General features: G+C 63.7%; 11 protein-coding genes. 7 read left to right on the top strand and 4 right to left on the bottom strand.

Going from position 1 to position 12817, the window contains the following annotated elements; genetic code table 11:
* Nucleotides 1-56: 56 nt before the first annotated feature.
* The 4 genes from AC0MRV_RS15735 to AC0MRV_RS15720 all read right to left on the bottom strand — a co-directional run bounded on the left by AC0MRV_RS15735 (nt 57) and on the right by AC0MRV_RS15720 (nt 4322).
* Entirely contained in the window at nt 57-491 is a 435-nt protein-coding gene (locus AC0MRV_RS15735) for a hypothetical protein (protein WP_472765452.1), read from the bottom strand.
* Nucleotides 481-1026, bottom strand: a complete 546-nt coding sequence (locus AC0MRV_RS15730) for a hypothetical protein (RefSeq protein WP_472765451.1) — start codon at nt 1024-1026, stop codon at nt 481-483. Before AC0MRV_RS15730 ends, AC0MRV_RS15735 begins: the two co-directional genes overlap by 11 nt.
* 312 nt (nt 1027-1338) lie before the next feature.
* Nucleotides 1339-1821: a hypothetical protein gene (locus AC0MRV_RS15725; RefSeq protein WP_472765450.1), complete on the bottom strand. Its 483-nt coding sequence runs from the start codon at nt 1819-1821 to the stop codon at nt 1339-1341.
* An 89-nt stretch (nt 1822-1910) separates the two neighbouring features.
* Nucleotides 1911-4322 carry a ribonuclease R family protein gene (locus tag AC0MRV_RS15720; protein ID WP_472765449.1) on the bottom strand — a complete coding sequence of 804 codons (2412 nt, stop codon included), beginning with the start codon at nt 4320-4322 and terminating at the stop codon, nt 1911-1913.
* An 86-nt stretch (nt 4323-4408) separates the two neighbouring features.
* Here AC0MRV_RS15720 and glgA point away from each other — a divergent pair, with 86 nt between their 5' ends.
* The 7 genes from glgA to AC0MRV_RS15685 all read left to right on the top strand — a co-directional run bounded on the left by glgA (nt 4409) and on the right by AC0MRV_RS15685 (nt 12784).
* A complete protein-coding gene (gene glgA / locus AC0MRV_RS15715) occupies nt 4409-5857 on the top strand; it encodes a glycogen synthase GlgA (RefSeq protein ID WP_472765448.1) in 1449 nt (482 codons plus the stop codon).
* A 101-nt stretch (nt 5858-5958) separates the two neighbouring features.
* Nucleotides 5959-7416 (top strand): cryptochrome/photolyase family protein, encoded by a 1458-nt coding sequence (locus AC0MRV_RS15710; RefSeq protein ID WP_472765447.1) that lies wholly within the window; start codon nt 5959-5961, stop codon nt 7414-7416.
* A gap of 2 nt (nt 7417-7418) precedes the next feature.
* Nucleotides 7419-9011, top strand: coding sequence for a cryptochrome/photolyase family protein (locus AC0MRV_RS15705; protein ID WP_472765446.1), 1593 nt, complete (start codon nt 7419-7421; stop codon nt 9009-9011).
* Nucleotides 9012-9050: 39 nt separating this feature from the next.
* Complete coding sequence (locus AC0MRV_RS15700) at nt 9051-9233, top strand: DUF2256 domain-containing protein (protein ID WP_472765445.1); 183 nt, start codon at nt 9051-9053, stop codon at nt 9231-9233.
* Entirely contained in the window at nt 9220-10596 is a 1377-nt protein-coding gene (locus tag AC0MRV_RS15695) for a TIGR01777 family oxidoreductase (protein WP_472765444.1), read from the top strand. Before AC0MRV_RS15700 ends, AC0MRV_RS15695 begins: the two co-directional genes overlap by 14 nt.
* Nucleotides 10593-11552 carry an NAD(P)/FAD-dependent oxidoreductase gene (locus tag AC0MRV_RS15690; RefSeq protein WP_472765443.1) on the top strand — a complete coding sequence of 320 codons (960 nt, stop codon included), beginning with the start codon at nt 10593-10595 and terminating at the stop codon, nt 11550-11552. Before AC0MRV_RS15695 ends, AC0MRV_RS15690 begins: the two co-directional genes overlap by 4 nt.
* Nucleotides 11549-12784 (top strand): NAD(P)/FAD-dependent oxidoreductase, encoded by a 1236-nt coding sequence (locus tag AC0MRV_RS15685; protein WP_472765442.1) that lies wholly within the window; start codon nt 11549-11551, stop codon nt 12782-12784. Before AC0MRV_RS15690 ends, AC0MRV_RS15685 begins: the two co-directional genes overlap by 4 nt.
* Nucleotides 12785-12817: the final 33 nt, after the last annotated feature.

Raw genomic sequence — 12817 nt, 5'->3', positions numbered from 1 at the left:
TGAGCACGGGCGTTTGGTCGGCAGTAAAGGTCCGACTGAGAACTTGGCGTCGCCGCCTACCAGGACACCTTCAGAAACCCCCAGCGCGGTCCCTGGGACCACCCGCCGAGTTCGACTTTGGTTCGACCGAATTCTTTCTCGATCAGCGTCCCGCCGCGCACCGGTGAAAACTGCTTCGCCTCAAACCGCCGTTTCTGCTCCGCCACGGCTAGTTCGAGCTGACGGTTTTGGATCGAAGCCGACACCGTCAGCGTGGGCAGGGCGACCACCTGGTCGTCCGGCCCGACTGTCGCTTCGGGGCTTGGCGGCGGATCAAACGCGAACTCCGCCTGCAGCAACGCCGCGGTCTTCACTGCGACCGAGGGCACCGTTTCTTCTGCCCGAGCGTTGGTTGTGCCGGCCAAGCCGATCAACAAGGCCGACATTGCAGCAGCCAGGCTAATTTTAGTCCCCCAAGGCAGGCCAGATTTCAGCGGATATTCAGCCGTCATGCTGTGCTTTGGTGGGCGGGAACGGCGCCGGCGGTCGATCTGCCTCGATCGTGATGTCGTGGTCTTCGGTCCAGCGTTGCAGCAGTTCGCGGATGGCGCTCTGGCGGTGAGCATACCAAGCGTCCAGCACGTCGAGGCGATCGGCGGTGAGTTTGAATTTCCGGAAAGCCCCGCGCCCCTTGATGGCCCGCCAGAGCTGGTGTTGGGCGTCCGGGTTCGGCATCGACTCGATGAAATCCTCCATGTGCCGGTATTCATGAAAGTCCCACTTGGTCGGGAGTTGCACGAAGCGTTTTGCGTCGGTGTCGCGCACCACCTCGAGGGCGAGATCGAACAGCTCCGCCATCCATGGTTGGCGTTCGTCGCTGCCGTCCTCGTCGTTGTCGTGTCCCGCCTGTTCGGCATCATCGGCCGCACGCATGGTCTCGTCGTCGATGGTATGGACTTCGCCGGTTTCGCGATCGAAGCAGGCAAACCATTCCTCGGGGACTTCAAAACCGTGTTCCAACTCCTGGAGCGTCGTTTGGTTCTTCATGGTGCGATCGGTGCGCAGTATGAACGGCGGACCGATTGGTTCAATACCATGCTGGCGAGGGATGTCCTTTGATAGAGCGGCTTGAGGGGCTGAGCTCGCCGTCGCCGCGTTGGCGCGCAGCAATCCGGCGTCCGCGGGAGCGGTCCCGTTCGGGCCACGCTTTCGTTCCGCGTGCGCGGGATTCAAGCGCGGCTACGTCTTGGTTGCGATTGCTTCAGAGTGGGTAGCGAACCAAACTTATCGGCTTAGTGGTGAACTATCGGGGACTTGGCAGCCGCCGTTGGCATAGCCTGCAACAGGAGCCCGGTGGTTTCACGTTTTGGAGTCGATGCGGGTAACCCGGGGTTTTTGGATCTCTGCCAACGCTCGGTCGCTGCAATCGGGGCAGACGCCGTGGGTGATGGAGCGACGGGTATTGCGCTCGAGGAAGGCTTCGACGCGTTCCCAGTAACCGCTGTCGTCGCGCACGCGGTGGCACCAGGCACATATTGGCAGCAGTTCGGCGAGCTCATCCACGCGCTGCAGGGCGGTCTGGAGCCGGGCGTTGGTGTCCGCCAGTTCCTGTTTCTGCTGGGCGATTTTCTGATAGGCGCGGCATTGCACGTAAACGATCGGTGGCGCGATCAGGCCCGGGCAAAGGATGGCCAGGAAGATGGTCCAGCCCCAGGTCATATCTTCGAAGCCGATCGAACGAACGCTCAGGGTGGTGATCACGACCGATACCATGATGGAAACGAGTCCGCCGACGGCGGCGACTTTCCAAGGGGAGTAACGGAGGAAGATGGAGCGGAGCACGGGAGTGGACCTAAGCTACACGAGGTCGTGCTGTCCTGGGCAAGCGATGCCGGGCGCGGAGACGCACCTACGGGAGCAATCGTTAACCCTCAACGGCGGCGGCGATGGCTGTTGCGTTTGCCGTCCTTGCGGTGGCCTTGGGCGCTGGGGCGATTTTTGGGCGCGCCGGCGGCGCGTTTGGCGCGTTCGACCGGGCGCTTGAAGGGCGGGACGCTGGGCTCGCCGGTGCCGACAAGTTTGAAGTCGATCATGCGCTTCACGCGGTCGACTTTGGCGGCCTTGACCTCAATGTGGCTGTTGAGTCCGTAGCGGGCGCCGGTGCGACGGCCGACCAGCACGGTGCCATCGTCGGCGAGGTTGAAGAAGTCGTTGCCGAGGTCGCTGGTGGGCAGGAAGCCGAAGGTGCCGGACTCAGCGAGCTCGATGAACACGCCATGCTGGCGCACGTCGGTGATGATGGCCTTGAAGGTGGTCGGTTCGGCCTTGGCCAGGTCGCGCTCGAAGAACTCGAGGGTCTTGATCTTCACGCTTTCGCGTTCGGCCTCCTGCGAGTTGACCTCGGTGAGGCTGATGTGCTCGGCGAGGCGCTCCAGCTTGGCCTGATTGTAGGTGAACTGGTAGCCCGGCGGCGTGGGCCAGCCGCCGTGCAGGATGAGATGGTGGTTCAGCACGCGGTGCACGATGAGGTCGGCGTAGCGACGGATGGGGGAAGTGAAGTGGGTGTAGTCCCGTTTGTGCAGGCCGTAGTGGCCATCTGGAGACGCGCGGTAGGCGGCCTTCTTGAGGCTGCGGAGCAGGTTGATGCGGAGCACGTGGCCCTGCGGGTGGTCGCGCAGGAGCCTGAGCAGTTGCACGACTTCCTGCCGTTGGGTGAGGTCGCCGATCTGGATGCCCTGGGTGGCGAGCTGCTGGCGAAGTTCGCCGAGCTTTTCTTCGTCGGGGTCGTCGTGCACGCGGTAGACCGAAGCGAGTTTGTGCTGCTTGGTGAGGCGGGCGACGGCCTCGTTGGCGGCGAGCATGAACTCCTCAATGAGCTGATGGCTCTCGTCGTGCTCGATGAGTTCGAGGCGGTCGGCGTAACCAGCTTCGTCGACGAAGACCTTGGTCTCGGGCATGTCGAGATCGAGGCTGCCGTGCTTCATGCGATCGCGACGCAGTTTGCCGGCGAGCGACCAGAGCGTGCGGATCCAGGACTGCAGGTCGGTGAGTTCCTGTTTGCTGAGCGACTTGAGGGCGCGTCCGGTCGAGCCGGTCTGGTGCTTGGGGGGGAGCGGCAGGTCGCGCGCGGCCTGAATATCGTCCTCTTTCAGGAGCGTGTAGGCCTGTTTGTAAGTGAGACGCTTGCGACTGCGGATGACCGTGTTGGCAAAGGCGCTGGCGACGATGCGGCGCTTGGCGTCGAAGGTGAGGAAGACCGCCTTGGTGAGACGGTCCTCGGCTTCGACGAGCGAGCAAAGCCCGTTGGAAAGTTTTTCCGGCAGCATCGGCACGACGGTGCCAACGAGGTAGGTCGAGTTGCCGCGGGTCTGGGCCTCCTTGTCCAGGGCGGTGCCGGGTTTCACGTAGGCCGAGACGTCGGCGATATGGATGCCGATCTTCACGTGGTCGTCGGGCAGGAACTCGATCGAGAGGGCGTCGTCGAAGTCCTTGGCGTCATCGGGGTCGATGGTGAAGGTCGGGATCTCGCGATAATCGAGGCGGGCGGTGAGGTCCTCGGCGCGCACCTTGGTCGGCAGCTTCGCGACCTCGGCCAACACGTCGGGCGGGAAGGTGGGTGAGAGGTCGAACTTGCGGTAGACACCCAAAAGCTCGGCGCGCGGCTCCCACTGGCGACCAAGGCGTTCGATGACGCGGCCCTCGGGGGGGCGGGCGGTGTTGGTCCATTCGTGGAGCTTGACCACGACCTTGTCGCCCTCGTCGGGGGCGGGATCGAGTTTGCCTTGGGTGGGATCGTCGACGCCGACGTCGTGCACGAAGCGCGGATCGTCGGGCGAAACGTAGTAGCGTTTGCGGATACGGCGCAGGGTGCCGACAACGATGTCGGTGCCGCGTTCGAGGATCTCAACGATACGGCCGCGCGGTTCGTTGGCGCGCGGGTTGCGGGCGTTGCGGCGCTGATTGGGGCGGGTGTCGAGCTGGAGCCGAACCTTGTCGCCGTGGAAGGCATTGGAGGCGTCTTCGGACGCGATTTGCACGACCTCGGGGGCGTCGGCGGCCTCGCCGCTGCGATCGACCACGACGAGGGCGGAGCCACCGGTGCGGAAGCGCAAGGTGCCGGTGAGGGTGCCGTCGCCGCGGCCGCCACCATGGGCGTCGGGCAGGGCGATGCGGTCGCCTTGGACGAGTTTGAATTCGCCGCGGGAAACCAGCAGGCGAAGTTCGTGGGAAAGTTGGTTGCGCTGTTTTTTGTTCAGGCCGAGTTGGCGGGAAAGTCCGGCGGCGTTGAGCGGCTTGTAGCCGGGAGCGCGCAGGACCTGCAGCAGGGAATCACGATATTTCATTCAGGTTGATTAAAGGGGGCTTGGGGGCAGCGGGCGGAGGCGTTTTGCGGTGGACACCGCGGGTGCTTCGTCCGATGCGTGGACTTATGAGAATTGTTCACGTGGCCAGCGAGATGTTCCCTTACGTGAAGACGGGGGGATTGGCCGATGTGGTGGGAGCGCTGGCGCAGGAGTTGGCGCGAAAAGGTCACGAGGTCACGGTCTTCCTTCCCGGCTACCGCAAGGTGCTCGAGCATCCGGAGGTGGCCTCCGGGCTGCAGCGCACGCGGCGGTTGCGGATCGAGATGGGGGATATGTTCATGACCGGGGATGTGCGAGTGTTTTCTCCGCAACCCAATCTGACCATAAACCTGATCTGCCGCGAGGAGTTCTTCGATCGCCGCAATCCTTACGGTAACGGCGAGCGCGACTACGAAGACAACCACCACCGCTTCATCTTCTTTTGCAAGGCGGTCGTGGAGGTGATGCGTCTCGGCAACATTGATGCCGACATTGTGCATGGCCACGATTGGCAGGCGGGTTTGTTGCCCTTGTTGCTGCGCGCAGCGGAGCAGCGCCATCGTGTGAACCTCGCGATGCACACGGTGCACACCATCCACAACATCGCCTTCCAGGGGCTGTTTCCGATGAAGTCGTTTTACCGGACCAACCTGCCGGAGGAGCTCATGGGGATCGATGGCGTCGAGTATTACGGCCAGGCGAGCATGATGAAGGCGGGCATTTTGTTTGCCGATCGGGTCACGACGGTGAGTCCGCGATATGCGGAAGAGATCCAGACGGCCGAATTCGGCTGCGGATTGGATGGCGTCGTGCAACTGCGGGCGGACGACCTGGAGGGCATGATCAACGGCATCGACACCGCGACCTGGAACCCGGCGACCGATGCGTTGCTGCCGGGCAACTACAGCTCCGACAACCTGGGCGGCAAGAAGCTCTGTCGGGCCGACCTGCTGAAGGCGGCGGGATTTGATCCGCGCTTCAGCGGTCCGATCTTTGGCATGGTGTGTCGGCTCACGGAGCAGAAAGGCGTGCAGCTCGTGCTCGCAAACCGGGCCTTCTTCGAAGCGGAAAACGTGCGCTTGGTCGTGCTTGGCGGCGGCGACACCTTGCTGGAGGACGGTATGCGCGAGCTGGCGACCGCGTTACCGGGCAAAGTGTATTTCAAGAATGTTCTGGACGAAAAGTTCAGCCATTTGGTCGAGGCCGGCAGCGACTTCTTCATCATGCCGTCGCTCTTTGAACCCTGTGGGTTGAATCAGATGTATTCGCAGGTTTACGGCACGGTGCCACTCGCGACGCGGGTGGGGGGCTTGCTCGATACGGTGGTCGACCTCGATGACGCGCCGGAAGGCGGGACTGGCATCCTCATGGAACCCACGGCCGCCGGGCTGCAGGTTGGGCTCGGGCGGGCGCTCGCCTTGTTCGCGAGCAAAGCCGACTACGCCAAGGTGCAGGCAAACGGCATGCGGCGCGACTTCAGTTGGGGCAAGGCGGCCGCAGCCTACGATGCGTTCTACGAGGCGTTGGTGGACTAGACGCGAGTGTTGCGCAGTGCGGCAGGGCGGATCGGCAGGAATGTCGGTTCTACTTTGGGGTAGGGACTTGCGAAGCTCGGCGGGCTGCCTTCGGTGCGCTGATGTCCACTTCACCTACGATCGTTTGGTTGCGTCAGGACCTGCGCCTGCAGGATCACGCCGCATTGGCGGCGGCGGCTGAGCGGGGTGGGGCGATCATTCCGCTCTTCATCCTGGACGACAAGGGTGAGGGAGCGTGGGCGTCGGGTGGTGCTTCGCGTTGGTGGTTGCATCGTTCGCTGGCCAATCTGGGTGTGGCGATTGCGGATCGCGGCGGAAAGCTGATCCTGCGGCGCGGCGATTCCTTGGCCACACTGCGGGAAGTGATCCTAGCGACCGGCGCGGACGCGGTGTATTGGTCGCGTCGTTACGAGCCCGCCGTGATCGAGCGGGACAAAACGATCAAGCGGGCGCTGAGCGAAGGCGGAGTGCTGGTTAAGAGTTTCAACAGCGCGCTGCTGCACGAGCCCCACACGGTGCAAAACAAGTCCGGCAAGCCGTTCCAGGTTTTCACGCCGTATTGGCGGCATTGTCTGGATAAACCGAAGCCGGCTTTGAACCCGGACGCGCCGACGTCCTGGCCGGCACCGTCAACGTGGCCGGATTCGGTGGCGCTGGAGGACTTGCAGCTGTTGCCCAAACTGGATTGGGCAGATCGTTTTCCCGAGCGTTGGACGCCGGGCGAAACCGGCGCGCAACAAGCGCTCAAGACCTTTGTGGCCGAAGCCATCGCGGCCTACGACGAACGGCGGGATACGCCGGCCGAACACGGCACCTCACGGCTGTCGCCGCATTTGCATTTTGGGGAGATTTCGCCCGCGCAGGTGTGGCATGCGGTGGCCGCGATCGGCGAAGCGAAGGGGACGTTCCCTTCAAGCAAAGGTGCACGGGTGTATCTGTCAGAGATTGGCTGGCGGGAGTTTGCCTACCACTTGCTCTACCACTTCCCCCACACGCCGACGCAACCCCTGCGCGAAGAGTTCGCGGAGTTTCCGTGGCGCGAGGATCCGAACGGACATCTGCTCAAAGCGTGGCAGCGCGGCCAAACGGGTTACCCGATCGTCGATGCCGGGATGCGTGAACTCTGGGTGACCGGCTGGATGCACAACCGCGTGCGCATGGTGGTGGCCTCGTTTCTGGTTAAACACCTGCGCCGGCCGTGGCAAAAGGGGGCGGAGTGGTTTTGGGATACGCTGGTCGATGCCGACCTCGCGGCGAACACCCTCGGCTGGCAATGGAGCTCTGGTTGCGGAGCGGATGCCGCGCCCTATTTCCGGATCTTTGCGCCGGTGTTGCAGGGGACGAAGTTCGACGGTGACGGCGACTACGTGCGGCGTTGGGTCCCGGAGTTGGCCAAGTTGCCGAACAAGTTCCTGCACGCGCCGTGGGAAGCGCCTCCGGAGGTGTTGGCGCACGCCGGCGTCGAGTTGGGTGAAACCTATCCGGCGCCCATCGTGGAGCACAAAGCGGCACGTGACGCGGCCCTCGAGGCCTACCAACAACTCCGGAAATCCCGCTGATCATGGCGCGGCGGAAACGACGCAATCTGGTGCTGGTGTTGGGTGACCAGCTGGACGCGAAGTCGGCGGCGTTCGACGGCTTCGAGCCGACGCAGGATGTCGTCGCGATGGCCGAGGTCGCGGAAGAGTCGACCCATGTTTGGTCGAGCAAGGTGCGCACGGCCGTCTTCCTTGCCGCCATGCGCCATTTCGCGGAGTCGTTGCGGCGCCGCGATGATTGGTCACTCGATTACGTGGCGCTCGATGATCCGGCGAACACCCAGACCCTCGGCGGCGAGGTGGCGCGACTTTGTGCCAAGCACGAAGTGGAGCGTTTGGTGCTGGTCGAAACCGGCGATCACCGCGTGGAGGAGGCGATCAAGCAGGCGGCGGCGGAGGCGGCGGTGGAATTGGACCTGCGCGAGGACCGGCACTTCCTGAGTGCTCGCCAAGGCTTTCGCGAGCATGCGCGGGGGCGGAAGGTGCTGCGCTTGGAATACTTTTATCGGGAGATGCGACGACGGCATAACATCCTCGTCGATGCAAACGGTGATCCGGAAGGCGGACAGTGGAACTTTGACGCCGACAATCGGCAGTCCTTTGGGCGGGAGGGCCCGGGCAACGTGCGCGCGCCAATGTCGTTTCAGCCGGACGAGATCACGCAGACCGTGATCGCGCTGGTGGAGGAACGATTCGGCAAGCACCCGGGCGATCTCGCGGCCTTTGATTGGCCGGTCACCACCGAGCAAGCGCGCCGAACCTTGACGGATTTCATCAAGCACCGGCTGCCGGATTTTGGACGCTACCAGGATGCGATGTGGACCAACGAACCATGGCTCTACCACTCGCGTCTCGCGGCCGCCATGAACCTTAAACTCATTTCGCCGCGCGAGGTGATCGATGCCGCGATCGCGGCCTACCGTGCGGGTGACGCGCCGATCGAAGCGACCGAAGGATTTGTGCGGCAGATCCTCGGCTGGCGCGAATACGTGCGCGGACTCTATTGGCTGGAGATGCCCGAATATGCGGAGGGCAACGCGTTGCACGCGGAGCAGGAATTGCCGGCTTTTTATTGGGATGGGAAATGTGAAATGCGCTGTCTGCGGGAGGCGATCGGCCAGACCCTGACGTTGGGTTACGCGCACCATATTCAGCGCCTCATGGTCACCGGACTCTACGGTCTGCTGCTCGGGGTGAAACCGAAGGTGATGCACGAGTGGTATCTGTCGGTCTACGTCGACGCGGTCGAGTGGGTCGAGCTGCCCAACACGATTGGCATGTCGCAGTTTGCCGACGGCGGGCGCATGGCCTCGAAGCCGTATGTGGCGACGGGCAAATACATTCAGCGCATGAGCAACTACTGCGCCGGCTGCCGCTTTGATCCAGCGAAGTCCACCGGTGAAAACGCCTGTCCGTTCACGACGCTCTACTGGGACTTTTTGCACCGCCATACCGAGCGCTTGAAGGGCAATCAACGCATGCGCATGCAGCTGCGGAATCTCGATCGGATATCCGTCGAGAGGCTCGATGAAATTGCCAGCCGCGCGGCCGCGATCCGGGAACATGGCGGCCGACCGCCGCCGTCGGCTGAACCCGAATTGGGTTTGGATGCCTAAGTCGCTTGCCTCCACGCCAAAGCTGCATCGCTTGCCGGGATGCCCCGCATGAAATCGAAGACCGATCTGCCGCAGAAAATCTGCATTGTTTGCGGCCGACCGTTCGCCTGGCGCAAGAAGCGGGAGCGGGTCTGGGAAGAGGTGAAGTATTGCTCAGATCGGTGCCGAAACCAGCGCGGAGCGCGCGCGAAAGAATTGGGGGTCAGGCATGCCGCACTTTGAGCGCACCCTGCTGATACGGGGCTCGCCGGACGAAGCCTTCGCTTGGCACGAGCGACGCGGGGCTTTGCCGCTGCTCACTCCGCCGTGGGAAAAGGTGAACGTGGTGCAGGAGGGCGAAGGCGTGTCCGACGGTGCCCGGGCGGTGCTGAAATCGCGCGTAGGCCCGTTTTGGATACGTTGGGTGGCGGAACATTACGGTTACGAGCAGGGGCGCCAATTCTGCGATCGGCAACTGGAAGGACCGTTTGCGAAGTGGGAGCACCGACATGTCTTTGCGCCCGCAGGTGAGGGCACCTGTCGGCTGACTGACTCGATTGACTATGAGCTGCCCGGCGGCGCCTTGGGCCGCTGGTTGGGTGCAGGCATGGTCGAGCAACGGCTCGAGCGCATGTTTGCCTACCGGCATGCGGTGACGCAGGCCGCGCTGGAACGGCCGATGCAGTCCCGCGGAACGGTGGTGGTGAGCGGCGCTTCAGGACTATTGGGGCAGGCCCTGTGCGCTTACCTCTCCACCCAGGGCTGGTCGGTTCATCGACTGGTGCGGCGGGATGCCAAGACGGCGGATGAGATTCGCTGGGACCCGCACCGCGGTGCGGTGGATTGGCCGGCGGATTTTTCCTGCGACGCCGTGGTGCATCTGGCGGGGGCGGGCATAGCGGATGGGCGCTGGACCCAAGCGCGCAAACGCGCGATCCGCGACAGTCGGGTCGAGGGCACGCGCACCCTCGTGGCGGCGCTGGCCCGCCTGCCACAGCCGCCGCGCGTGATGTTGAGTGGCTCCGCGATCGGGTATTACGGCGACCGGGGCGTGGGAGGAGAGGAAGTCGATGAGAATGGCGACGTGGGCGCGGGTTTCTTGGCGGAGGTTTGCCAGCAATGGGAAGCCGAAGCCACCCCGGTGCGGCAACTCGGCACGCGGCTCGTTTGGCTGCGGACCGGTATTGTGCTGACGCCGGCAGGTGGTGCGTTGGCCAAGATGCTGCCGGCGTTTCAGTTTGGCGCGGGTGGTCCGATGGCCGGAGGACGCCATTGGCATAGTTGGATATCGGCCGACGACTGGGTGCAGGCCTGTGCGCACTGTTTGGATACGGAGTCCGTCGCCGGCCCCGTGAACGTGTGTGCGCCGTGGCCGGAGCGGCAGCGGGATTTTGCCGAGATGCTTGCCAGTGTTTTGCAACGTCCGGCAGTGCTGCCGACGCCGGCCTGGCCAATGCGCCTGGCCTTCGGCGAGATGGCAGACGAGGCCCTGCTGGCGAGCGTGCGAGTCACGCCGCGGACTCTCACTGAATCAGGCTACAGGTTTTTGCATCCCTCACTTGAGAAAGGCCTCAGGCACGTGCTCGGTAAGCAGTCTGGCTTATGAAGAACACGACGGTGATCATTGGCGCCGGGATCTCCGGCCTGTTGCTGGCCCGCGAATTGAAGTCGCGGGGGGCGACCGTGCAGGTTTTGGAGAAGAGCCGAGGCGTCGGGGGCCGCATGTCCACCAAGCGCGTAGGCGACGCGGTGTTCGACCAAGGCGCGCAATTCTTCAACGTGCGGGATGAATATTTTGAGGCCATGGTGGAGAGTTGGGCCCGCTGCGGGGCGATGGCGCGGTGGCCGGACGAGGACTCCAATCGTTGGGTCGCCCGGCCGAGCATGACCGGCTTGGCCAAAGCGCTGGCCAAATGTCTTTCGGTGCGTCTGCGGCACAAAGTGCAGTCGGTCAAACGACACGATTGCGGTTGCTGGGAAATCGATGTCGAAGGCGAGGGGCTCCTGCGCGCGGAACGGTTGGTGTTGACCTCGCCGGTGCCACAAAGCCTGGCGCTGCTGGATGCGGGGAACGTGACGCTGCCGCAGGGCGTGAGGGCCAATCTGGACCGTTGTGACTATCACCCCTGTCTGGCGCTGATGCTGGTGCTTGATCGCCCCAGCGCGGTGCCGGCCGCGGGAGTCGAGAGCAGCGAAGGACCGATTCGCTGGGTGGTGGACAATGTGCGCAAGGGGATCAACCAAGGTGCCGCCGCGTCGATCACGGTGCACCTGAGTCGAGAGTTTTCGGCCACCCATTACGGCGATTCCGAGAGCGAACTTTTTGAGGCGGTGCTCCCGGCGCTGCGTCCCTTGCTGGGCGACGCGATCGTAGTGCAGCGGGCCTTGCACCGTTGGCGCTTCAGTGAGCCTCGCACGCTGTATCCGCAAAAATGCCTGTGGCTGCCGGACCGGCGGCTTGGTTTCTGTGGCGATGCCTTCGGTGGGCCGCGGGTGGAAGGCGCGGCGGTTTCGGGGCTGGCGTTGGCCCGGGAGATTGCCGCAACGTTGGAAACTGCATGAAAAACGTCATCGTTGTTGGCGCTGGTTTGGCCGGTCTCACCTGTGCGCGGAGGTTGCAGGAGGCCGGAGTGCGGACGACGGTGCTCGAAGCGAGTGATGCGGTAGGTGGCAGGGTCCGGACTGATGTGGTGGAGGGTTTCCGGCTCGATCGCGGATTCCAGGTGTTGTTGACGGCTTATCCGGAGGTGCGGCGCTGGCTGGATCTGGCGACGCTTGACCTGCAGGAATTCTGGCCGGGGGCGACGGTGTGGACGGGGTCGGATTGGGCGACGGTGGCCGATCCGCGGCGACGTTGGACGGATTTGTTTCGCAGCCTTTCGGCCGACATCGGCAGCACGACCGACAAGTTGAAGGTCGTGCAATGGGCGATGGATGCGATGCGGAGCAACGATGACGCGCATTGGGCGCGGCCTGAGACCAGCGCCTTGGAAGCCCTGCGGCAACGTGGTTTCAGCGAGCGTATGATCGAGCGGTTTTGGCGGCCCTGGCTGGGTGGTATCTTTCTCGAACCGGACTTGGGGACCTCGAGCCGCATGTTGGAGTTTGTATTCGGAATGTTCGCGCGGGGTGGGACTGCTGTTCCGCGCGAAGGTATGCAGGCGATTCCAGAGCAACTCGCCGCCGGATTGGAGGCGGGCTCCATTATTTTTAATACCCGGGTGACTGCGGTCGAGGGAGGCAAGGTGTGGGCCCAGAATGGCCAAACTTGGCAAGCCGATCAGGTCGTGCTCGCGTCGGAACCAGGGAGTGCAGGCGGGCTGGCCGTGGGTGAGCCGCCCGTCAATTGGCGGGAAGCACGTTGCCTGTATTTTGCGGGGGGGAAGCAGGTGGATGGCGATCCTTTGCTCATGCTCAACGGCAGCGGTGAAGGTCCGATCAACCATGCCGTGTGGATGGATCGTGTCGCGCCGAGTTACGCGCCAGCGGGGCAAGCTTTGCTCATGGTTGCGTTGCGGCCCGGTCTGGACGGCGACGATGATGCATTGATCGAGCAACAGGTAAGGCAGCAGTTGAGCCCTTGGTTTGGCGCCGATGTGGCGACCTCGCTGCGGTTGCTGCGGCATTCGCGCGTGCGCAAGTCGCTGCCGGCGCGAACGCCGCTGGAGCGAATCCTACCGAAGCCGGTGGCACCGGGGACCTGGCGTTGTGGGGACAGTTGCTCGACCGCCTCGATTCAGGGGGCCATGGAAAGCGGCCGCGAGGTGGCGGAAACGGTGCTGCAATGGCTCTGAGCAGGCGCGTGGGCCGGCTAAAATGAAGCTTTC

The sequence above is a fragment of the Actomonas spartinae genome, assembly GCF_051209155.1.
Classification (GTDB): Bacteria; Verrucomicrobiota; Verrucomicrobiia; order Opitutales; family Opitutaceae; genus Actomonas.
The sequence above is the reverse complement of the archived record's forward strand: the minus strand, read 5'-3'. Positions and strand labels throughout refer to the sequence as shown.